The following is a 20,457-nucleotide window of genomic DNA, read 5'->3' as shown; positions in this document are numbered from 1 at the left end:
AAAGCAAAGGGCGCGCAACTCGCGTTGCACGCCCTTCGTTCGTGAGGATCGGAAGATCTAGCGGGCGCCGAAGGCGCGCTTCAGCTCGGCCACCAGGTCGGTGCGCTCCCAGGAGAAGCCGCCGTCCTTCTCGGGCTTGCGACCGAAATGGCCATAGGCGGCCGTGCGCTGGTAGATCGGCTTGTTGAGCTGCAGCGACCGGCGGATGTTGGTCGGGCGCAGCGGGAAGAGCTCCGACAGGACCTTCTCGAGCTTGCGCTCGTCGACCTTGCCGGTGCCCTCAGTGTTCACATAGAGCGACATCGGATCGGCCACGCCGATCGCGTAGGCAACCTGGATCAGGCAACGGTCGGCGAGGCCGGCGGCCACCACGTTCTTGGCCAAGTAGCGCGCGGCATAGGCGGCCGAACGATCGACCTTGGTCGGGTCCTTGCCGGAGAAGGCGCCGCCGCCATGCGGAGCGTAGCCGCCGTAGGTGTCGACGATGATCTTGCGGCCGGTGAGACCACAATCGCCATCGGGACCGCCGACGACGAAGTTGCCGGTCGGATTGACGAAGAAGTCCGAGGCCTTCTTGGGCATCCAGCCCTTGGGCAGCGACTTCTCGACGTGACCCGTGATCATCTCGCGGACCATGGCGGAGTTGTACTTCTTGCCCTTGGCCGTCGCCTCGCGATGCTGCGTGGAAACCACGACCTTGGTGGCGCCGACGGCCTTGCCGTCGACATAGCGAACCGTCACCTGGCTCTTGGCGTCGGGCTGGAGGTCGCCGAGTTCGCCCGAGCGGCGGGCCTTGCTCAGCACTTCGAGGATCTTGTGCGAGAAGAAGATCGGAGCGGGCATGAACGAGCCCTTCTCGTATTCCTCGCTGTCGCGGCAGGCGAAGCCGAACATCAGGCCCTGATCGCCCGCGCCTTCCTGCTCGCCGAGATTGCCGCCCTTCTTCTTGGCATCGACGCCCATCGCGATGTCGGGCGACTGGCCGTGCAGCAGCACCTCGACGTCGGCACCGTGGAAGGAGAAGCCGTCCTGATCGTAGCCGATATCGCGCACGACGTTGCGCGCGATCTCGGTGATCGCCTCGCGATTGACGACGGTGTTCTTGCCGTACTTCTTCATGTACGGCTCGGAAGCGCGGCCTTCGCCGGCGATCACGATCTTGTTGGTGGTGACCAGCGTCTCGCAGCCCAGGCGCGTATTGGCGTGGCTGTCGTCGGCATGGCCGAGCTTCACGTCATTGGCGATGAACGCGTCCAGGATCGCGTCGGAAATCTGGTCCGCGACCTTGTCCGGATGGCCTTCCGAAACCGACTCACTGGTGAAGATATAGTCCTTGAGCGCCAACGATCCCTCCCAAAGTGCACTGGACTCCGGGCAGGGCGGGTGTGCCGCCAACGTCCGGCTTAGCCTTTGTTTCCGCGGTGGCAAGTCGTCCAAATCCGTCCGCGGCGATCCCGACCTTCGGGACCGCGCTCCGTTAAAACCTCAAAACCCGACTTAATGCAAGAGGATCGCAGGGCGAACGCCTGCGCCTCTCGTCCCGGCGCTAGCGACCCTTGCGCGCACCGACCGTCTCGGCGTGGCTGGCCACGCCGACCGCCTTCACCATCTCGAAGATGCGCTTGCGCACCTTGCTCTCACGGATCTTGTAATAGGCGCGGACGAGTTCGAGGGTCTCGCGCTTGATCAGCGGATCCTTCTCCTGCTCGAACGGCGTGCCCGCCTCGCCGAAACCCTTGCGTCCGCGCCCTGACATCGGGCGACCCGCCAGCGCATTCGAGGGCATTTCGTCAAAGAAGTAGGACACCGGCACGTCCAGGACCTTGGCGAATTCGAACAGTCGGCTCGAACCAATGCGGTTGGATCCGCGCTCGTACTTCTGGATCTGCTGGAAGGTGAGGCCGACCGCCGTCCCCAGTTTTTCCTGGCTCATGCCGAGGAGAGTGCGCCGCTGGCGCATACGTGCTCCGACATGGACATCAACGGGATGCGATCTCGCCATGGGGTCCCCTGCTCCTTCCCAGTCAAATCTCCGAAGAACGCGCATAGGGCCGAATCGTGGCCGAATGGCGTGCAGCGATTGCTGCCTGAACCTCATGTGCAAAAATGCATATCTACACGCGCAGGCTGCATATTACCTAGCGTCGTCGCCCACGGAATGCAAGCGGGTCGTTAAGGGCTAAGGCTTTGAATTGTTTGTTTTTTCACGCTCTGTGTAACGAGACAATGCCATCAGGACGGCAACCGCGAACATCAAGAGCGCAATCAGAGTCCCGTCGCCCCAGCGCCCATACGGCGTGGGCGCGCGCGCGGGCGGTATCACATGATCGATGATCCCTTCCTGCTGCATGTCGAGCGCCGCCAGGACCCGACCATGGGCGTCGATCACCGCCGACACTCCCGTATTGGCGGCGCGCAGCATCGGCAGCCCCTCCTCCACGGCACGCAGACGGGCGCTGGCCAGGTGCTGGTACGGGCCACTCGAAAGACCGAACCAGGCATCGTTGGTGACGTTGAGCAGCCAGCGCGGCCGCGCGCCGGGTCCGGTGACGGCGGCCGGGAAGATCACCTCGTAGCAGATGATGGGTGAGAAGGACGGCAGTCGCGGCAGATCCAGGGTGACGCGCGATTCGCCGACCTCGAACGAGCCGCGGCCGATGAAGCCGGCCACCGGTGCAAGCTGCTTGTGGAACGGAATGTACTCGCCGAGGGGAACGAGGTGGACCTTGTCGTAGGTCGCCACGATCTCGCCGGCGCCGTCGATAACCAGCAGCGAGTTCCAGACGCCGTCCTCGCGGTTGCGGGTCCCACGGGCCGCCCCGGTGACAAGGTAGCCGCCGGGAGGAACGGCCGTCGCCATGTATTCGAGGGCCGCCGAGCCGGGTTCGACGATGAAGGGTGGCGCCGTTTCGGGCCAGATCACCGCTGCCAGCCCGTCGAAGCCGGGGCGGCGGCTCATCTCCACGAGTTTGGCCATGTGCTGCGCGCGCAGCTCCGGCCGCCACTTTTCCGCTTGGAGCGTGTTGGGTTGGACGAGGCGCACCAGCGGCCCGCTCGGCGCTTCGAGGGGTGCCATCGCGGCCTGGCCCGCGAAACCCGCAGCGCCGACCGCGATGAGGGCAAGGATCGAGGCCCGCCAGCCGGCGGCCGGCGCGGCCAGGATCATGAAGGTGAGCAGCCCCAGCCCATAGACGCCGAACAGCGCCGCCCCCTGGAGAAGCGGCGTGGCGAAGGCCCAGACATGGCCGAGTGGATTCCACGAATAGCCGGTGAAGACATGGCCGCGCAGCCATTCCGCGATGGTCCACGCAATCGCCAGCAGCATAAGACGGGAATATCGGCCGCCCAGCGAGGGCCAGCGACGGGCGACCCATTTCGCGGCCCCTGCCGCCATCGCGGGGAAGAAACCGAGCAGCGCCGCCAATCCGACGACGATCGGCGGGCCGAGCAGCGCGAAATCCGCGGGCGGCACGAAGAAGGCTTCGACGATCCAGTAGGATCCGACGGCGAAATGGCCCGTCCCCCAGGCCCATCCCCTCAGCAGGGCGCTCTTCGGTCCGGACGCGGTGTCCCACAGCCAGACGAAGACCACGATGCCCAAAACCGCAAGCGGCAGCCAATAGAGGGGCGGCATGGCAAGTGCGGCGAGCGCACCGGCCAGAAAGGCGACGCCCGCGGCGCGCCAGCTCGTCAGGGTCATCGCGTCCGATCGGTTATTTGGCGGCGGGGGCCGTCGTCGGCGCCCGCACCCGCAGGCGGCGGATTCGCCTTGGATCGACGTCGAGAATTTCGAACTCGATTCCCGACGGATGGCGGACCACCTCGCCGCGCTCGGGAATGCGCCCGAGCAGCGAGAAGATCAGCCCGCCGACCGTGTCGATTTCCCGCCGCTCGTCTTCAGAGAGGACCTTGCCGATCTCCTCCTCGAGAAGCTCGATGGGAGTACGGCCATTGACGTCGATCGTGCCATCGACGCGGCGCGCCACCGTCGGGGTCTGCGCAACGTCGTGCTCGTCCTCAATCTCGCCGACGATCTCTTCGACGAGATCCTCGATGGTGAGAAGCCCGTCGGTGCCGCCGAACTCGTCGACCACCAGCGCCATGTGCGTCCGCGAGCGCCGCATGTCGAGCAGCATGTCGAGCACCGGCAAGGTCGGCGCCACGAACACCACGCGGCGCAGGATGTCGCGCAGATTGAACTTCTTGGAGGTGCCCCAGTAGGCCAGCACGTCCTTGATGTGGATCATGCCGATCACGTCGTCGAGCGACTCGCGATAGATCGGATAGCGCGAATGCGCCTCGGCCTGGATCAGCCGCACCACTTCGTCGAGCGGCGTGTCGGCGGCGATGCCCACGATGTCGACCCGGGGCACCATGACGTCGGCAACGGTCTTGTCGCGCAGCTTCAGGATGTTGGCGAGCAGGACCCGCTGGTCCTCGCTGATCGGCGTGTCGCTCTCGGGCGTCTCCTCGATCAGCTCCTCGATCGCCTCGCGGACCGCTTCGTTCTTCTCCCGGCGGCGGAGGCGCCGGAGGATGGCGCGCAGCAAACCGCCGCTCGAGGGGACATCGGGAACCGGCGATGTCACCGGGGTGGCGAGAAGCTCAGTCGACGAAGCCGGGCTGAAGCCCGGCCTGGTACTGTGCGCTGTAGAGTCAGGCATGGCTGGTAAGATAGGCTATCGGCTCCGCGTTGCAATCCATGGAAGTTCCCTATGCGTTCCTGCAAGCTGCCTTCCGGAGCGGAAATGCCGGTACTGGGTCTCGGCACCTGGCGCATGGGCGAAACCCCGCGCCGCCGAAATGAAGAGCTCGACGCCCTGAAATACGGCCTCGATCTGGGCTATCCGATGATCGACACGGCGGAGATGTACGGGGAAGGCGGCGCCGAGGAGATCGTGGGCGATGCGCTCGCGGGTCGCAGTACCCGGCCGTTCATCGTCAGCAAGGTCTACCCGCACAACGCCTCGCGCGCCGGCACGATCGCCGCCTGCGAGCGCAGCCTGAAGCGCCTGCGGCTGGAGCGGATCGACCTCTATCTGCTGCACTGGCGCGGCGGCGCCCGAATCGAGGAGACCTTCGAGGCCTTTCACAGGCTGCGGGACGCCGGAAAGATCGGCGATTTCGGGGTCAGCAACTTCGACCTCGACGACATGCAAGAGGCCGCCGATCTCGACAAGGGCCTGACCGGCACCAACCAGGTTCTCTACTGCCTGTCGCGGCGCGGGCCGGAGTTCGACCTGCTGCCCTGGATGCGCAGGCGCTCGATCCCGCTGATGGCCTATTCGCCGCTCGACCAGGGCGCGCTGCTGCGCACGGCGTCCCTCCGCAAGATCGCCGAGGAAGTGGGTTGCACGCCCGCCCAGCTGGCTTTGGCCTGGCTGTTCGCCCAGCCGGGGGTCGTCACGATCCCGAAGTCGTCCACGCGCGAGCGCGTGAAGGAAAATCTTGCGGCGCTAGAGGTGAAGCTCACCCCGAATATCCTGGCCGAGCTCGACCGGGCCTTCCCGCCGCCCCGGACGAAGCAGCCGCTCGAGATGCTCTGACAGGCTGGCGAAGCGGGTTTTTCAGAAGGACCGACCAGCACCCTTGATCCGTCAATGGTCAGGGCGACCCGAGAATCAGGGGGTGCGACTCCGGCTTCGATTGTTTCGATTATTTCGGTTATTTCATTTGTCCGCCCGGCTTCGGGCTACTTCGCCGGCCTGCTCATCCAGGGCATAGGGATCGGCGATCCCGAGTTTCGCCAGGATGCGGCGCTCCAGCGCTTCCATGCGCTCGGCGTCGGCCTCGCCCGTTTCGTGATCGTAGCCCAGCAGATGCAGGGTGCCGTGCACGACGAGATGGGTGAAGTGGTCGGCCGCCGACTTGTGCTGCTCGCGCGCCTCGCGCCACACGGTCTGGCGCGCCAGCACCATGTCGCCCAGAAACTCGCGCTCGCCGGACGGATAGGAGAGGACGTTCGTGGGCTTGTCCTTCTTGCGGTCGCGCGCATTGAGGGCGCGCACGCCCCTGTCGTGGTCCAGCGCCACGTTGAGCGAGCGGCGGCCGCTTCGGCGCGCGCCGGCGAACGCCGCCCGCGCGGCGCGCCGCGCGATCCGCTCGGCATCGGGCATCGCCTCGATCCACCGCTCGTCGAGCACGACGACCGTGCAGCGGAGCGCCGGCTTAGCCTTTGGCTTTCTTGTCTCGGACATCGTAGGCATTGACGATGCGCGTCACGAGGTCGTGGCGCACCACGTCCTGGGCCGTGAGCCGCACGAAGCGCACGCCCTCGACATCGGCCAGCGTCTCGACCGCATCGTTCAGGCCCGACTTCTGGTTGTTGGGCAGGTCGGTCTGGCTGGGATCGCCGGTGATGACCATGCGGGAGCCTTCGCCCAGACGCGTGAGGAACATGCGCATCTGCATCGGCGTGGTGTTCTGCGCCTCGTCGAGAATGACGTAGCAATGCGCGAGCGTGCGGCCGCGCATGAAGGCGAGCGGCGCGATCTCGATCTCGCCGGATTCCATGCGGTGCGCGATCTGCTCGGGCGGGATCATGTCGTGCAGCGCGTCGTATAGCGGCCGCAGGTACGGATCGATCTTTTCCTTCATGTCGCCGGGCAGGAAGCCCAGCCGTTCGCCGGCCTCGACCGCCGGGCGCGACAGCACGATGCGCTCGACCTTGCCGGCCAGCAGAAGCATGACGCCCATGGCGACCGCGAGATAGGTCTTGCCGCTGCCGGCGGGCCCCAGAGCGAACACCATGTCGCGCTCGCGCAGTGCCGTGAGATAGCCGCGCTGGCCGGGCGTGCGCGCCTGGATGGTGCGTTTGCGCGTGCGGATGCTTTCGGCGTCGCCGCCCTCGGCGCCGCTGCGGGCAAAGCGCACGGCCGCATCGATGTCGGCCCCTTCAATGGTGAGGCCGCGCTTCAGCCGCTCGTAGAGGCCGGAGATCGCCTTCTGCGCAATGGCCGCGTCGTCGGGCGTGCCCGAGATGGCGAGCTGGTTGCCGCGCGCGCTCAACTGAACGTTTGCGAGCTGTTCGATGCGTACGAGATTGCGGTCGTGATTGCCGTACAGAACGGCGAGCAGCGCATTGTTGTCGAACGTCATGCGCCGAACATCGGCGGCGCGCATACCGGCGACCGGGTCGCTCACGCGGCGGCCTCGTACGGGCCGACGACGATCTCGCCCAGCAGGCTGTTGGCATAGCCTTCGATCAACCGCACGTCGACGATATGGCCGAAGAGCCGGGGGTTCCCCTGGACATAGACCGACTGCAGCCAGGGCGTCTTGCCCATGATCTGGCCGGGCTTGCGGCCGGCCTCGGCGAACAGCACCGGCACCACGCTACCGGCCTTCGATTCGTTGAACTCTCGCGCCTGCCTGGCGACGAGCGCCTGGAGCGCCGCAAGCCGGGCCACCTTCACGTTCTCGGGCACCTGGTCGACCAGTGCCGCGCCAGGAGTGCCCGGTCGGCGGCTGTAGCGGAAGGCATAAGCCGAGGCGAAGCCCACCTCATCGATGAGCCGCATCGTGTCGTCGAAATCGGCATCGCTTTCACCCGGAAAGCCAACGATGAAGTCCGACGACAACGCGAGGTCGGCACGCGCGTTGCGCAGTCGCTCCACGATACGGAGGTAGAGATCGCGGTCGTGGCGCCGGTTCATCGCGTCGAGAATGCGGTTCGATCCCGACTGCACCGGCAGGTGCAGGTAGGGCATGAGCTGCGGCACGTCGCCATGCGCGGCGATCAGCTCGTCGTCCATGTCGCGCGGATGGGAGGTCGTGTAGCGCAGGCGCGCCAGGCCTTCGATCTCGCCGACCGCCCGCACCAGGCGCGCGAGCGACCAGATCGAGCCGTCGGGACCCTCGCCGTGATAGGCATTGACGTTCTGACCGAGCAGCGTGAGTTCGAGCGCGCCCGCGGCGACCAGCTGCCGCGCCTCGGCGAGCACGGCGGCCACCGGTCGCGAGTACTCCATGCCACGCGTGTAGGGCACGACGCAGAAGGTGCAGAACTTGTCGCAGCCTTCCTGGATGGAGAGGAAGGCCGAGCCCGCGCGGATGCCCTGCGGCGACGGCAGGTGATCGAACTTGCTCTCGGGCGGAAATTCCGTGTCGAGGATGCCGGCCCCCGGCGCCCGCCTGCCGGCTTCGCCGCCCGCCGCCTTGCGCGCCACCTGCGCCAGCAATTCGGGAAACCGGTGATAGGCCTGCGAGCCGACGACGATGTCGACCGCGGGTTGGCGCCGGATGATCTCCTGACCCTCGGCCTGGGCCACGCAGCCGGCGACGGCAATGGTCAGGTCGCGGCCCACCGCCCGGCGCTCGGTCTTTACGTCGCGCAGGCGGCCCAGCTCGGAATAGACCTTCTCCGAGGCATGTTCGCGGATGTGGCAGGTATTCAGCACGACCAGATCGGCCTGCTCAGGCCTGTCGGCCAGGGCATAGCCCAGCGGTCGCAGGACGTCGGCCATGCGGTCGGAATCATAGACATTCATCTGGCAGCCATAGGTGCGGATGAACACGCGCTTGGGCTGCCCGTCGGTGCGGACGTCCTTCATCGGTCTCCGGTGCTGGAACGGCGGGTTTCTATCACCGCCGCCCCCCAGGGTCGAGGGGCGTCAGGACGGGGAGCCAGTCGGCACCGGCTCGGTCAGGGAGGGCATCAATTCGGGCCGGCCCGAATTCGCCGCCTGGACCCCGGCGGAGACCTGGCGGAAACAGTATTCCGCGAGCTTCTTGCGATCGCCCAGGCGCTCGATGTCGATCGGCGGAAAGAAGGTCACGACCGCCTGGGTCTCGCCGAGGCAGACCATCTGCCAGAGATGCGGAACGAGATCGAGATCGCCGAACCAGGCGAACAGCGGCCGCCAGTAGCGGCCGAGCGGAATGCCGTCGAGACGGGTGTAGGAGATCGCCACCGGTTGCACGACGATCGGCCGGTCGTCGCGCCGGAGCTGCGCCACGCCAAACAGAGCGCTGCGGAACGGCAGCACGCGCGTGCCGTCGCTGCTGGTACCTTCCGGAAACAGCATCAGATTGTCGCCCGTGTTCAGCCGTTTCATCATCTCGTCGCGGCTGTCGCTGGTCTTGTTCGAGCGCCGCTCGACGAAGATGGTGCGTTGCGCCTTGGCCAGCGTGCTGAAGAAAGGCCAGGTCGCCACCTCGGCCTTGGCCACGAAGCAGCCGGGAATGAGGCCGCCCAGCACCTCGATGTCGAGATAGGAGACGTGATTGCAGACGAAGAGGGTCGGCGTGACCGTCGAGCGCTGGCCGTTCACCTTCACCTTGATGCCGAGGATCAGGCACACCGTGCGGTGATACATGACCGGCAGCCAGCGAATGACCGGCGTGACGCGAAAGGCGAGCGCCAGCAGATGGAACGGCAGCATCACCAGCGTGAGCAGCAGATAGCTCAGGAGCCGAAATGCGCCGCGCAGCGGTGAGCCGATCCAGGTTGCGGCCAGAGGAGCCCCGGCCTTGCTACTCACGCATTCCGCGTTCGTAGTGGCGGATGTACTTCTCCGTCACCAACTCGGTCTTCACGGTGATGAAGACATCGGTACTGTTGAACTCGTGGTCGATCACCGCGCCGTCGCCGACGAAGCCGCCGAGTCGCAGGTAACCCTTGATCAGCGGCGGGACGCGCGCCATCGCCTTTCGCGGGTCGTAACTGCCGGGTTCGAGCATATCCATTTTCACGTAACGGTGCGGCTGGGCCCGTACGCGAATCTCCGGCGGCGCGAGATGGTGGTGATAGAGGTAGGACAGCGCCTGCGCGTGCTGCGTCGGATCGGTGCCCGGAATGCTCGCGCAGCCGAACATCACCTGGATGTTGTAGTGATAGGCGTAGAGCGCGATGCCGCGCCACAGCATCTGCATGGTCGCGGTGTTGCGGGCGTCGCGGGCGATGCAGGAACGACCGAGTTCCAGGACCTCGCCCGGATAGTCGATCATCTTCTGGATGTCGTACTCGGCCGACGAATAGAACCGGCCCATCTTCGCCGCGGCGGGCCTGCGGATCAGGCGATAAGTCCCGACGATGCCTTCCGGTCCGTCGCCGCGACGGCGGTCGAGCACCAGCAGATGGTCGCAAACCTCGTCGAAGGGATCGAAATCGCGGCCCATCGCCTTCATCTCAGCGGAGGGCTGCGCCGACATTTCCTCGTAGAAGACGCGGTACCTCAGCGCCTGCGCCGCCTCGATCTCGGCGACCGTCTGGGCGAGGCGAACCTCGAAGTCGCCGGCGACGACCTGCACGATCTCCCGATTGGAGATGGGCGGTCCAAGAAGCTCAGCTTCACTGTCAACGCGGTCAATGCGCATGTGTCATCCGCAAGGGGGCCGCCCCGATCATGGGCCCATTATCGGGCTGCCGATGGGCTCGTCCACTTATTTTTGGCGGTCGGATTTTCCATCCAGGGGAACGCCATAGAGCTCGAGGCGATGACCGACGAGCCGGTATCCGGCCTTCTCGGCGATCTTGCGCTGAAGCTCCTCGATCTCGTCGTTGTGGAACTCCACGACCTTGCCGCTCTGGATATCGATCAGGTGATCGTGGTGCTCGTCCGGCGTCTCCTCGTAGCGCGCCCGGCCATCGCCGAAATCGTGCTTGGCGAGAATTCCCGCCTCTTCGAAAAGCCTCACCGTCCGATAGACCGTGGCGATGGAGATGTTGGGATCGATCGCCGTCGCGCGACGATGCACGGCCTCGACGTCGGGATGATCCGACGCATCCGACAGGACGCGCGCGATGACGCGTCGCTGGTCGGTCATTTTGAGGCCGCGCTCTGCGCATAGGAGTTCGAGCTTTGATTTCCTGTCAGGCATGCCGTGCTACCCTACACCGGCCGGCGTTCTCGGTATAGTTGGACATGTCCATACGCGCTGACCATGACATCGACATTACCGGCGAGGTCTGCCCCATGACCTTCGTGCGGACGAAGCTCAGGCTGGAACGCATGAATCCGGGGGAAACCCTTGCCGTTCGCCTGCGCGGAGACGAGCCGCTGCGCAATGTCCCTCGCGCCGCAAGGGACGAAGGCCATACGATCCTGGGCATCGAGCCGGACGGGGATATCCACATCGTCACCATCCGCCGCCTTTGATCAGCTGAGAGTGAGACGCATGACGAGCGCATCGGCGGCCGAGCGATCCCCGCGGGGATAGTAGGCGGAGCGACGCCCCACCGTCTCGAAGCCCATCGCCCGGTAGAGCGCGAGGGCGCCCGGATTATCCGCACCGACTTCGAGGAAGAGCGTCAGGGCACCTTCTTCTCGGACCCTCTCGACGACGGCCCCCAGCAGTCGGCGGGCAGCGCCCCGGCGGCGTTGGGCTGGATCCACGGCGATGGCGAGCAACTCGGCCTCGCCCGCCACGATCCGGCAGATCGCCATGCCGATGTCTGCACCGGCTTCCGTCAGCAGGAAACCGGCCACCCCCGGCGAGGCGAGCAGGCCCGCAATGTCAGCCCGGGACCAGCCCCGTTCACCCATCGGCTCGAACGCCTCGCGATGGAGATGCGACGTCCGGTCGAGGTCGAGGGCGCGCACCGGGCCGAGAACGAAGCCCTCGCCCATCACTCCACCGTCCGGCGCGTGCCGTTGGGCAGGGTGATGTTCACGCCGCGCAGGTAGAGCGGCCGCGGCAGGCCCTCGGCACGATTTCGCGCGGCCCATGCCTCGACGCCGGCCTCGTCGGCCAGCCGGCCGAGCACCGCCGGATCGGGCGGCCCCTCCCGTTCGCGCGCGTCGACGCCCGCGGACAGCAGCATCCGGACGAGCGGCTCGACGTCCTTCCCGACGATCAGGCAGCGCTGCCCGGCAAGGCGCGCCGCCAGATTCTCGGCCGTTGCGGCGAAGGGCGCCGGATCGTCACCGATCGCGCAGAACCAGTCGCCGAGCTTGGTGTCGATGGCGGCAACCACCAGCCGGTCGCTCGCCGGCGCCTGCGCCTGCAGCACCGCCGTCGTGGCGATCCCCGCCAGGGGCAGCCCCAACCCAACGGCCAGACCGCGTGCCGCCGACAGGCCGACCCGCACACCCGTGAAACTGCCGGGCCCGATGGTGACCGCAACGAGATCGAGGTCCGCCTTCGCCACGCGCGTCTCGGCCAATGCCGTCACGATTGCGGGCAGCAGCCGCGCCGCCTGGTCGCGCCCCTCCTCGAACAGGCTCGCCAGGGCAACGCCGTCGCGAACGATCGCGACGCCCTGCCCGCTCACCGCGCAGTCGAAGGCCAGCACGGTGCTCATGCCATTCCTTCACGGTGGAGACTGGCGTCGATGGAAGCGGCTGGGCATTGTGGCGTCATGAAGCTCGACCTTGTAGCGATCGTTCCGCCCGATTTCGACGTCGACGTCACGCTGGCTTATGCGACGACGGCAAATCTAACGGGACAGCCGGTCTATCGAAACGCCGAATGCTGGCTGCATCGCGAGGCGGCCGACAGGCTGGCGGCGGCCATCGAACTCGCCCGGCCGCTCGGCCTCAGGCTGAGAATCTTCGACGCCCTGCGGCCGGTTGAAGCGCAGTGGGCCTTGTGGAACGTGAACCCCGACCCCGAATTCATCGCCGATCCCCGCCGCGGCTCGCCGCACTCGCGGGGTGTTGCGGTCGATCTCAGCCTGCTCGATGCCCAGGGCAACGAACTCGACATGGGAACCGCGTTCGATGCCTTCACGCCGCTCTCGCATCACGGGCGGACCGACATCTCCGTCGAGGCCCAGCGCAACCGCCTGCTGCTGATGGGCCTGATGACGGCGGCGGGCTGGGACTTCTATCGCAACGAATGGTGGCACTATCAGCTGTTCGACGCGCGGCGCTATCCGCTCGTCGCCGATGCCGACCTGCCGCGGCCGATGATGTAGGCGCCGGGCTTGCTCAGAAGCCCGACAGCTTGGCCTTGTCGAAGTCGCGCAGATCGTTTTCGCGCATGATCTGCCGCACGAACTGCACATACTCCTGGCCGCGCTCCGAATACCGGAGAAGCGCACCAATGAGACGGAAGCCGTCCGGATCCTCCCCGCGCTCGCGCATCGCCGCCCGCTGGTTGCGGAAGCCGGCATAGGCGGGATGGGTGTTGAGGTTGGTTATATAGGCCTCTGTCGCCTCGCCCACGTCGGTGAACGGCTGGGGCATGCCGGCGCCGGGCTTCCACGGCACCGAGACGCTGTGGCGGCCGACCGACTGGATCTGGCCGTACAGGGCATTGCCGTTGCGCGCGGCGAACGAGGTGCCCCAGCCCGATTCCACACCGCCCTGCGCGATCGCCATGGAGGGCGGAACGATGTCCACGCGACGCACCAGCTCATCGATCTTCTCGACCGGCGTGTCGTAGCGCTCGGCGAGATCCTCGAGCCAGATGCGTTCGATGGCCGTCAGCATCTGCGGCGTGGAGACGAGCTTGTCGCGCAGATAGAGCAGCTGTTCGCGATCGGCGAGCACCCGCTGGTTGACCTCCAGGATCACGGGCAGCAGCGCCGTGATGAAGAGCATCTTGCGCTCGGCTCCGTCCTTGCTGCCGAGATCGGCCGGCACCCGGTCGACCTTGACCGGCGGCACCGCCTCGCCCTGGCGGATGTCGGTCAGGGTGTAGGAGACGTCGCGGAAAAAGCCGGCGAGTTCGTCGGCCGTGCGCGGGCTGATGGCGCGCACCTGGACTTGGCGGCGAACCGCGTTTCCCGGCGCCGCAAAGCGTCCGTGGCTGCCGGCGCCCTCGCGCGTCGACCGATAAGCGACGTCGTCGGGCTCGCTCACCTCGTGACGCACGAACATGATGGCCGCGGGTTCGACGTCGACCATCCGCAGGGGCTCCGCCTCGGCCTCCTGGGCATAGGCGCTTCCGACACCGAGCGAGACATAAGGCACATCGGCTGACGGCGACGGCTTGTAGAAGCCGACCCCCGTCGCAAGAACCGCTGCCCAAGCAGCGGGAAAAGCATAGTTGCGCCCACGCTCGATCGCGGGCCGTAACGACAATCGCATACCACACTCTTCATTATCGTTTGTCGCAAAGACGGCCCATCGCGCGGCCCGACAGGGCCGCGTGCGCCATCCCAACGCGTACGCTTGAGCGAAATCGGCCCTACTGGGCCGCCTGAACTTCCACGACTTCCGGCACGTAGTGCTTCAGAAGGTTCTCGATGCCCATTTTCAGCGTGGCCGTCGAACTCGGGCAGCCCGAGCAGGAGCCCTGCATGTGCAGGTAGACGATGCCATCGCGAAAATCGTGAAACACGATATCGCCGCCGTCCTGGGCCACGGCGGGCCGGACGCGGGTGTCGAGTAGTTCCTTGATCTGGGCGACGACCTCATCGTCGTCCGCCGCCACAGTCGCAGCAGCGTCGCTGTCGGTGATCACCGGATCCCCCGACGTGAAATGCTCCATGATGCCGCCGAGGATGGACGGCTTCATGATCTGCCAATCCCGATCGGCCGTCTTGGTGACGGTCACGAAGTCGGAGCCGAAGAACACGCGCTCGACGCCTTCCACCGCGAACAGCCTCTTGGCAAGCGGTGACGGCGTGGCGGCCTCGACGTTGGCGAAATCTGCCGTCCCCTTCTCCATGACCACCCGGCCAGGGAGAAACTTCAGGGTCGACGGATTGGGCGTCTGCTCGGTCTGGATAAACAAACCTACCTCCGGTTCGAACGCTTCGGGGGGACCCCTTGGCATCGCTCAGGCTGGGGATCAGGACGTCTCCATCCCCACTCGATGGCTTCGGACGTAGGAACCGGTTGCAAGTCGATCAAGATGATTCTTGAGCGCCACTGTATAAATATTATGGAATATTGACTGATTATTTATGCTTTCTAGTCGTTTAGATTGCGAAATACCCGGCGCAACCCAATTGCTTCAATTGTACGCAAAGAAGATTAAGCGCGCATATCGCCGCAGAAGGTCCGTCCTCTTTTCGCGCGCATCATGAAATGGCATCGATCTCCGCTTCGGTGAGCGCGCCCGGAACGATGGTCAACGGGATGCGAAGCTGTCCACCCGCCTTGCCGGTGAAGGCGGTCACCAGCGGACCCGGCCCGTCGCTACCCGAAGCGCTGCCGAGGACGAGGACGGAGATCGAACGGTCCTCGGCGAGGAGCTTCGCGAGTTCGTCGCGGCTCTTGCCTTCGCGGATGTAGATCGATGGCGGCTGGCCGGTCATCGAAACTGCCACGTCGGCGTGCTGGGCGACCACGGTCTCGGCCTGCTGGCGCGCTTCCTCGCGCATCAGCTCGACCACAGAACCCCACTGCTGTCCTTCCGGCGGGTCCATGACGTAGAGCATGGCAACCCGGCCGCCGGTGCGCTTGGCGCGGCGGCAGGCATAGTGCAGGGCGTTGCGCATCTCCGGACTCTCGTCGACCACGACGAGGAAGACGCGCTCGCCGGGCCTGGGCTGCTCGCTCATGTTCCTTCCCCCCTGTTCTACAGACGCCGCATGACCGCGCCGCCGAGATACCCGACCAGCAGCGCCATCAGGATGGCTCCCAACCCATAAAGGGCCCCCTCATGCGCCGACCAGCCCGCAAGCTGGGCGCTGAAGCCGACCTTGCCGACCGGCAGCGGCCGCGAGATGGCTGCAACGATCTTCCCTTCGCGCAGCAGATAGACCCGGATGTCGTAGACGCCTTCCGGCAGCCGTGACGGAAAGGGCAGGTCGACGCGGAACAGCCGGCCCGCCTGGACGGTGACCTGGCCGATGGCCGCAGGATAGAGACCCTCCCGCCGCTTCACCTCGACGAGGCCGGCGCGGAAACGCGCCAGCTCCGCGGCATCGCGCGGCGTCGCCGGCTTCAGGCTGGCGAGCCGGTCCTCGAGCGACAGGATCTCGCCGCCCGCCCCGCGCGCCAGCAGGCGCTGCAGCGGCTGGCTGGCGGCGATGGCGTAATAGGCCGGCACGTCGTCGAAGGCCTGCCGCCCGGTATTCAGCCAGATCCCCATGAAGCGCTGCTTGCGCATCACCGTCTCGCGGGCCGGCGGACCGGCCACGACGACAACGATCTCGCCGGGCGGGTCGAACATGCCGAACAGCAGGATGCTCTCGCCCTGAAAGGCCGAGGTGATCGACACGCGGGCGAGCGACAGATCGACGATCAAATCGGGGGTCGTGGACTCGGTCGGGACCGAGGGCGGGACGGTCGCGTCGGGTGGACCGCCGATCCCAGGAGTCGCCAGGCCGCCCGGGGCCGGCTCCAGACGCGGGCCCTGTGCCAGCACGTCGGTCGCGCCGGCGAGAAGCGCGAGGCTGGCGAGCAGGCCGAGCCACTTCATGGCAGAACCTCGCGGGCGCCGAGCGAATAGAGCGAGCTCGGCGTCCGCAGCAGCTCGGTCAGGAGTTCGGCCGCCACCGCCAGGATCAGCAGCGACATCAGCGCCCGCAGCGCGAGACCGGGCAGCTTGGCGGCGATCCGGGCGCCGATCGGGGCGCCCACGACACCGCCCAGGATCAGCAGCAGCGCCAGCACGACATCGACGGTGCCGTTGGTCGCGGCCTGCAGGAAGGTGACGTTGGCCGCGACGAACAGGATCTGGAAGTTAGACGTGCCGATCACTACCGCCGTCGGCATGCCCAGCAGATAGATCATGGCCGGCACCAGCACGAAGCCGCCGCCCACGCCGAGGATCGCCGACAGGACGCCGATGATGAAGCCCAGCCCGAGCGGCAGCAGGGCGCTGATGTAGAGCTTGGACTTGTAGAAGCGCAGCTTCAGCGGCAGCCGGTGCACCAGGTAGTGGCTGTGCAGCTTGCCGCGCGGCCCCTCGGGATTGCGCTTGCGCTTGAAGTAGGTGCTCAGGCTCTCCGCCAGCATGAGCAGTCCGATGGCCGACAGCATCACGACGTAGAGCACCGCGATCACGAAGTCGATCTGGCCGATGCGCTTCAGGTAGGTGAAAAGCCAGACACCGGCCGACGAGCCGAGCATGCCGCCCGCCAGCAGCACCAGGCCCATGCGGAAATCGACATTACCGCGCCGCCACTGGACCTGCAGCGAGGAGATCGAGTTGGACACCACCTGGTTGGCCTGGCTGGCGACGGCGACGGCCGGCGGGATACCGACGAAGATCAACAGCGGCGTGGCAAGAAAGCCTCCGCCGACTCCGAACATGCCCGAGAGGAGTCCTGCTGCGGCGCCGAGGCCCAGCAGCAGGAACACGTTCATCGAGAGTTCGGCGATGGGGAGATAGATCTCCACGCCAGTCTACTTCAGCAGGATGTTGGTGATCTCGCGCAGCTGCGTGCGGGCGCGCAGCAGATAGAAGCCCTGCGCGAGCAGGTGATTGGGGATCAGCAGCGCATCGGGATAGCCGTTCCAGACGATCCACGGGTCGAGCTGGGCGGCGATTCGGAAGGTGTCGACCGTGCCGTTCCAGGCGGTGGTCAGCTCGCGGTCGCGGATGACGTTCTGGAAGTCGACGCCGAGATCGCGCAGCAGCAGGTAGTAGACGTAAAGGCGGCCCTTGTTGAAGTAGAAGATGTCGTCGCACCTGGCATCGAACAGGTCGCCGGCCTTCTCGATGACATGCTGGTCGATCGCCGCCGAATCCGAACCGAGATCGTTGGCGATGCGGTCGAGCAGCGCCTGCAGATTGTCGGCCCGCCGTTCGAACACCGCCTGCCCGGAACCCAGTCGCTTGTTGTAGGCGATCAGCCTGTCGCGGCCGGCGCGATACTTCTGGGCCGAGGTCGTCGACGGCAGCAGAGACACGCTCGGCTGCCACAGCCAGATGTTGGGCTGTTCGTTGAGGAAGCCGCGCGCCTGCTCGAGGTCGCGGTCGGTCTGGCTCGAACCGCGCGTGCGGCCGAGCTGATCCATCAGCTCCGTGCTGAAGCGGCCAAGCGCCGACATGATGCCGCGCTGGAAGTTCGGCATGTTGTCCAGCAGCCCGGCGGGCGTGAAGAAGGGCATCATCGGCGTCCAGGTGTGGACGTTGACCTCACGGTTCACGAGGTCGGCCGCGGTGGCCACCGCCTTGCTTTCGCCAGGCGCGACGTTGTGGGCCGTGAACTGCGGATCGTCGTCGATATCCTCGGTCACCAGCGCACCGACCGGGTAGTAGAGGATGAGCAGCAGGACGAGGATGCGCCACGTCCACCCCCAGATCTTGCGGCCGCCTGACGAGGGGACGGAACTCGTGACGGCCGGGCGCCATCCCCGCATGCGATCCCAGCTTCGCCGCCACCAGGAAGGCTTGGCCGACGAGGGTGCGCTGTAGTCCGGTTCGAATGTCATGGCACACCTTACCATTCGCCTCGTGACGAAACAGGGGCGCGGCCTGCTAGAGTGCGCAGAATGTTATCAATGGAGTGGGTGGAATGGCTCTCGATCCGGAATCCCAGCGGCTGATCGACCTCATGGCGGCGGCAGATCGCCCGGCCTGGAACACGCTGAGCCCGCAAGCCGCCCGCGATCTCTATCTTTCGTTGCGTCCCGGTGCGCAGGGCCCGCGCCCGGCCGACGTGACGGTCATGGATCGCACCATCCCCGGCCCGGCGGGCGACCTGTCCGTCCGCCTCTATCGCCCGGCCTCCGCTCCTGCCGACGCCAAGCTGCCGGCGCTGGTCTACGCCCATGGCGGCGGCTGGGTGTTCGGCAATCTCGACAGCCACGACGTGCTGTGCGCCCAGCTCGCGCTGGAAGCCGGCATTGCGGTATTCCATGTCGACTACCGCCTGGCGCCCGAGGCGCGCTTTCCCGGCGCTTTCGACGATGTCGTGGCGGCGCTGCAATGGGTGGCCGCCCACGGCGCGTCGGTCGGCATCGATCCGACGCGCCTCGCCATCGGCGGCGACAGCGCCGGCGGCAACCTCGCCGCCGCGGTCTCGATCTGGGCGCGCGACCATGGCGGGCCGAAGCTCCAGATGCAGCTTCTGGCCTATCCGGTGACCGATGCCGTCGCCCGTGCCGAATCCTACCGGCATTTCGAGGACGGCTACGGGTTGAACGCCGCCACCATGGAGTGGTTCTTCGACCACTACACGCCCGACAAAGCGAGCCGCGGCGACTGGCGCGTCTCGCCGCTGCGCGCCGCCTCGCTCGGCGGCCTGCCGCCGGCGCTGGTCGTCACCGCCGGTTACGATCCGCTGCGCGACGAGGGCCGCGCCTATGCCTGGCGCCTGCAGCAGGAGGGCACGCAGGCCGACCTGGTCGAGTTCGGCGGCATGCTGCACGGGTTCCTGAGCTCGCCGATGCTGCTGCACGGCGCCCGTCGCGGCACGACGCTCTGCGCCGCGGCCCTGCGTGAGGCGCTGGTGCTGCGCGCCCAGTGACGGCCAGAGCATGACCAGCGCCACCGCCCGCGGCGCCGCGCCCGTCGGCATGGCGCTGCCGGGGCTGGTGATCGCCGTCTGCATGATCGGCGACACGCTGCTCTATGCCGTGCTGCCGCTCTACCATGAGGAGTTCGGCCTCTCGCTGGCGATGGTCGGCGTGCTGCTGTCGCTCAACCGCTGGATCCGCCTGCTCGCCAATTCCGCCGTGGCCCATCTTGGCGAGCGCCTCGGCCCGCACGCGCTGATGATCGCGGCGGCGCTGGGCTCGGCCTTGTCGACGACCATCTACGGGCTGGTCGACGATCCGACGGCCCAGGTCCTGGCGCGCATCCTCTGGGGCATCTCCTACGCCTCGCTCAATCTCTCGACCCTGGCCTATGCCGTCAGCGACCGCGCCAACGCCGGCAAACGGGTCGGCGCCAGCCGCGCCGCCATCGGCCTCGTGCAGGCGATGTCGCTGGTGGGCGGCGCCTGGATCGTGCTCGAGCTCGGCGCCCGCTCGGTGTTCCTGATCTACGGCGGTCTGACCCTGATCGCGCTGGTCGCCGCGATCGCCCTGCCCCGCCTGCCGCGCGAACCCGTCGCGAAGAAGGGCTTCAAGCTGCCGGTTCCCCACCGGCTGGAGGTCTGGGGCTTCGTCTTGGGTTTCGCGGGCGACGGCGTCTTCCTGCTCACCCTTGCCTTCCTGATGAAGGACTCGATCACCTCGGTCGCGCCGGTGATGGCGACGGCGATGCTGCTGGCGCTGCGCTGGCTGGTGGAAGTCACGACCGGGCCGCTCGGCGGCTGGATCGGCGACCGTTTTGGGGCGCGGCGCATCGCCATCGCAAATGCGGCTCTCCTGGTCGGCGGTTTTGTGCTGATCGCGGCGGATCACGAGTTGCTGGGCGCGCTGATGATCGTGATGACCCGCGGCATGTTCAACACGCTGATCCCGGTGCTGGTGATCGAGCGCGGCCACGGCACCGTCCTGTCCAGCCAGGCGAGCTACTCGACCTGGCGCGACTTCGGCGCTGCGGTCGGGCCGCTGACCGCCCCGTGGCTGTTCCTCGCCATCCCGCAGGCGCCGCTCTACGCGGCGCTCGCTCTCGCCCTCGGGGTCAGCGGCTATTTCTGCCTGGTCCGCCGCTGAACCAATCGCGCGCGATTTGATTCCAATATACTTGCAGACGGAAATATCTCGGCGCATATACGGC

At 66.7% G+C, this 20,457-nt stretch carries 23 protein-coding genes; 5 read left to right on the top strand and 18 right to left on the bottom strand.

Annotation, left to right across the window (positions count from 1 at the left end):
- Window positions 1–57 precede the first annotated feature (57 nt).
- The 4 genes from metK to ACO07I_RS18890 form a co-directional block, all read right to left on the bottom strand.
- Complete coding sequence (metK, locus tag ACO07I_RS18905) at window positions 58–1,344, bottom strand: methionine adenosyltransferase (RefSeq protein ID WP_422009984.1); 1,287 nt, start codon at window positions 1,342–1,344, stop codon at window positions 58–60.
- A 202-nt stretch (window positions 1,345–1,546) separates the two neighbouring features.
- Window positions 1,547–2,002, bottom strand: coding sequence for a helix-turn-helix domain-containing protein (locus tag ACO07I_RS18900; RefSeq protein WP_298314622.1), 456 nt, complete (start codon window positions 2,000–2,002; stop codon window positions 1,547–1,549).
- Window positions 2,003–2,179: 177 nt separating this feature from the next.
- Window positions 2,180–3,700, bottom strand: coding sequence for an apolipoprotein N-acyltransferase (gene lnt, locus ACO07I_RS18895; RefSeq protein WP_422009982.1), 1,521 nt, complete (start codon window positions 3,698–3,700; stop codon window positions 2,180–2,182).
- A 13-nt stretch (window positions 3,701–3,713) separates the two neighbouring features.
- Window positions 3,714–4,589, bottom strand: a complete 876-nt coding sequence (locus ACO07I_RS18890; protein ID WP_422009980.1) for a hemolysin family protein — start codon at window positions 4,587–4,589, stop codon at window positions 3,714–3,716.
- A 126-nt stretch (window positions 4,590–4,715) separates the two neighbouring features.
- Between ACO07I_RS18890 and ACO07I_RS18885 the strand changes: the two genes are divergently transcribed.
- Window positions 4,716–5,546: an aldo/keto reductase gene (locus ACO07I_RS18885; protein ID WP_422009978.1), complete on the top strand. Its 831-nt coding sequence runs from the start codon at window positions 4,716–4,718 to the stop codon at window positions 5,544–5,546.
- A 123-nt stretch (window positions 5,547–5,669) separates the two neighbouring features.
- On the opposite strand, the gene ybeY is transcribed toward ACO07I_RS18885, so the two are convergent.
- From ybeY to ACO07I_RS18855, 6 genes are all read right to left on the bottom strand, one after another.
- Entirely contained in the window at window positions 5,670–6,197 is a 528-nt protein-coding gene (gene ybeY, locus ACO07I_RS18880) for an rRNA maturation RNase YbeY (protein WP_422009976.1), read from the bottom strand.
- On the bottom strand, window positions 6,169–7,122 hold the full coding sequence (locus ACO07I_RS18875) for a PhoH family protein (protein WP_422018321.1): 954 nt from the start codon (window positions 7,120–7,122) through the stop codon (window positions 6,169–6,171). Before ACO07I_RS18875 ends, ybeY begins: the two co-directional genes overlap by 29 nt.
- A 17-nt stretch (window positions 7,123–7,139) precedes the next feature.
- Window positions 7,140–8,552 (bottom strand): tRNA (N6-isopentenyl adenosine(37)-C2)-methylthiotransferase MiaB, encoded by a 1,413-nt coding sequence (gene miaB, locus ACO07I_RS18870; RefSeq protein ID WP_422009974.1) that lies wholly within the window; start codon window positions 8,550–8,552, stop codon window positions 7,140–7,142.
- Window positions 8,553–8,612: 60 nt separating this feature from the next.
- Window positions 8,613–9,482, bottom strand: a complete 870-nt coding sequence (locus tag ACO07I_RS18865; protein WP_422009973.1) for a lysophospholipid acyltransferase family protein — start codon at window positions 9,480–9,482, stop codon at window positions 8,613–8,615.
- Window positions 9,475–10,251, bottom strand: a complete 777-nt coding sequence (locus ACO07I_RS18860) for a GNAT family N-acetyltransferase (protein ID WP_298314639.1) — start codon at window positions 10,249–10,251, stop codon at window positions 9,475–9,477. The genes ACO07I_RS18865 and ACO07I_RS18860 overlap by 8 nt, the downstream gene beginning before the upstream one ends.
- Window positions 10,252–10,383: 132 nt before the next feature.
- Window positions 10,384–10,821, bottom strand: coding sequence for a Fur family transcriptional regulator (locus ACO07I_RS18855; RefSeq protein WP_298314641.1), 438 nt, complete (start codon window positions 10,819–10,821; stop codon window positions 10,384–10,386).
- A gap of 44 nt (window positions 10,822–10,865) precedes the next feature.
- On the opposite strand from ACO07I_RS18855, the gene ACO07I_RS18850 reads away from it, so the two are divergent.
- The gene (locus ACO07I_RS18850; protein WP_298314643.1) at window positions 10,866–11,099 is read left to right on the top strand and encodes a sulfurtransferase TusA family protein; all 234 of its coding nucleotides are present in this window, start codon (window positions 10,866–10,868) and stop codon (window positions 11,097–11,099) included.
- Here ACO07I_RS18850 and rimI read toward each other — a convergent pair whose 3' ends face one another.
- Both rimI and tsaB read right to left on the bottom strand, forming a co-directional pair.
- A complete protein-coding gene (gene rimI, locus ACO07I_RS18845) occupies window positions 11,100–11,570 on the bottom strand; it encodes a ribosomal protein S18-alanine N-acetyltransferase (RefSeq protein WP_422009970.1) in 471 nt (156 codons plus the stop codon).
- Complete coding sequence (gene tsaB, locus ACO07I_RS18840) at window positions 11,570–12,244, bottom strand: tRNA (adenosine(37)-N6)-threonylcarbamoyltransferase complex dimerization subunit type 1 TsaB (protein WP_422009968.1); 675 nt, start codon at window positions 12,242–12,244, stop codon at window positions 11,570–11,572. Before tsaB ends, rimI begins: the two co-directional genes overlap by 1 nt.
- Window positions 12,245–12,301: 57 nt before the next feature.
- Between tsaB and ddpX the strand changes: the two genes are divergently transcribed.
- Window positions 12,302–12,859: a D-alanyl-D-alanine dipeptidase gene (ddpX, locus tag ACO07I_RS18835; protein ID WP_422009966.1), complete on the top strand. Its 558-nt coding sequence runs from the start codon at window positions 12,302–12,304 to the stop codon at window positions 12,857–12,859.
- 13 nt (window positions 12,860–12,872) lie between these two features.
- Here the strand turns inward: ddpX and ACO07I_RS18830 are convergent, their stop codons facing one another.
- The 6 genes from ACO07I_RS18830 to ACO07I_RS18805 form a co-directional block, all read right to left on the bottom strand.
- Window positions 12,873–13,976 (bottom strand): glucosaminidase domain-containing protein, encoded by a 1,104-nt coding sequence (locus ACO07I_RS18830; RefSeq protein ID WP_422009964.1) that lies wholly within the window; start codon window positions 13,974–13,976, stop codon window positions 12,873–12,875.
- A 100-nt stretch (window positions 13,977–14,076) separates the two neighbouring features.
- A complete protein-coding gene (locus ACO07I_RS18825; protein ID WP_422009962.1) occupies window positions 14,077–14,625 on the bottom strand; it encodes a NifU family protein in 549 nt (182 codons plus the stop codon).
- Between the two features lie 289 nt (window positions 14,626–14,914).
- On the bottom strand, window positions 14,915–15,397 hold the full coding sequence (locus ACO07I_RS18820) for a universal stress protein (RefSeq protein WP_298314656.1): 483 nt from the start codon (window positions 15,395–15,397) through the stop codon (window positions 14,915–14,917).
- A 17-nt stretch (window positions 15,398–15,414) separates the two neighbouring features.
- Window positions 15,415–16,260, bottom strand: a complete 846-nt coding sequence (locus ACO07I_RS18815) for a TIGR02186 family protein (protein ID WP_422009960.1) — start codon at window positions 16,258–16,260, stop codon at window positions 15,415–15,417.
- Window positions 16,257–17,183, bottom strand: a complete 927-nt coding sequence (locus ACO07I_RS18810; protein WP_422009958.1) for a sulfite exporter TauE/SafE family protein — start codon at window positions 17,181–17,183, stop codon at window positions 16,257–16,259. Before ACO07I_RS18810 ends, ACO07I_RS18815 begins: the two co-directional genes overlap by 4 nt.
- Before the next feature lie 6 nt (window positions 17,184–17,189).
- On the bottom strand, window positions 17,190–18,221 hold the full coding sequence (locus ACO07I_RS18805) for a DUF2333 family protein (protein WP_422009956.1): 1,032 nt from the start codon (window positions 18,219–18,221) through the stop codon (window positions 17,190–17,192).
- Between the two features lie 83 nt (window positions 18,222–18,304).
- Here ACO07I_RS18805 and ACO07I_RS18800 point away from each other — a divergent pair, with 83 nt between their 5' ends.
- A complete protein-coding gene (locus tag ACO07I_RS18800) occupies window positions 18,305–19,258 on the top strand; it encodes an alpha/beta hydrolase (protein ID WP_422009954.1) in 954 nt (317 codons plus the stop codon).
- 10 nt (window positions 19,259–19,268) lie between these two features.
- A complete protein-coding gene (locus ACO07I_RS18795) occupies window positions 19,269–20,393 on the top strand; it encodes an MFS transporter (protein WP_422009952.1) in 1,125 nt (374 codons plus the stop codon).
- The last annotated feature ends 64 nt before the right edge of the window (window positions 20,394–20,457 follow it).

It is taken from the genome of Reyranella sp., assembly GCF_965227665.1.
GTDB lineage: Bacteria > Pseudomonadota > Alphaproteobacteria > Reyranellales > Reyranellaceae > Reyranella.
The sequence above is the reverse complement of the archived record's forward strand: the minus strand, read 5'-3'. Positions and strand labels throughout refer to the sequence as shown.

Excerpts from the sequence above, each read along its gene's own strand:
- lnt (WP_422009982.1), bottom strand. The coding sequence starts at position 3,700 with ATGACCCTGACGAGCTGGCGCGCCGCGGGCGTCGCCTTTCTGGCCGGT.
- ACO07I_RS18815 (WP_422009960.1), bottom strand. The coding sequence starts at position 16,260 with ATGAAGTGGCTCGGCCTGCTCGCCAGCCTCGCGCTTCTCGCCGGCGCG.
- miaB (WP_422009974.1), bottom strand. The coding sequence starts at position 8,552 with ATGAAGGACGTCCGCACCGACGGGCAGCCCAAGCGCGTGTTCATCCGC.
- ACO07I_RS18800 (WP_422009954.1), top strand. The coding sequence starts at position 18,305 with ATGGCTCTCGATCCGGAATCCCAGCGGCTGATCGACCTCATGGCGGCG.
- ACO07I_RS18850 (WP_298314643.1), top strand. The coding sequence starts at position 10,866 with ATGTCCATACGCGCTGACCATGACATCGACATTACCGGCGAGGTCTGC.
- ddpX (WP_422009966.1), top strand. The coding sequence starts at position 12,302 with ATGAAGCTCGACCTTGTAGCGATCGTTCCGCCCGATTTCGACGTCGAC.
- ACO07I_RS18795 (WP_422009952.1), top strand. The coding sequence starts at position 19,269 with ATGACCAGCGCCACCGCCCGCGGCGCCGCGCCCGTCGGCATGGCGCTG.
- ybeY (WP_422009976.1), bottom strand. The coding sequence starts at position 6,197 with ATGTCCGAGACAAGAAAGCCAAAGGCTAAGCCGGCGCTCCGCTGCACG.
- ACO07I_RS18900 (WP_298314622.1), bottom strand. The coding sequence starts at position 2,002 with ATGGCGAGATCGCATCCCGTTGATGTCCATGTCGGAGCACGTATGCGC.
- tsaB (WP_422009968.1), bottom strand. The coding sequence starts at position 12,244 with ATGAGCACCGTGCTGGCCTTCGACTGCGCGGTGAGCGGGCAGGGCGTC.
- ACO07I_RS18805 (WP_422009956.1), bottom strand. The coding sequence starts at position 18,221 with ATGACATTCGAACCGGACTACAGCGCACCCTCGTCGGCCAAGCCTTCC.
- rimI (WP_422009970.1), bottom strand. The coding sequence starts at position 11,570 with ATGGGCGAGGGCTTCGTTCTCGGCCCGGTGCGCGCCCTCGACCTCGAC.
- ACO07I_RS18855 (WP_298314641.1), bottom strand. The coding sequence starts at position 10,821 with ATGCCTGACAGGAAATCAAAGCTCGAACTCCTATGCGCAGAGCGCGGC.
- ACO07I_RS18830 (WP_422009964.1), bottom strand. The coding sequence starts at position 13,976 with ATGCGATTGTCGTTACGGCCCGCGATCGAGCGTGGGCGCAACTATGCT.
- ACO07I_RS18875 (WP_422018321.1), bottom strand. The coding sequence starts at position 7,122 with ATGCGCGCCGCCGATGTTCGGCGCATGACGTTCGACAACAATGCGCTG.
- ACO07I_RS18885 (WP_422009978.1), top strand. The coding sequence starts at position 4,716 with ATGCGTTCCTGCAAGCTGCCTTCCGGAGCGGAAATGCCGGTACTGGGT.
- ACO07I_RS18820 (WP_298314656.1), bottom strand. The coding sequence starts at position 15,397 with ATGAGCGAGCAGCCCAGGCCCGGCGAGCGCGTCTTCCTCGTCGTGGTC.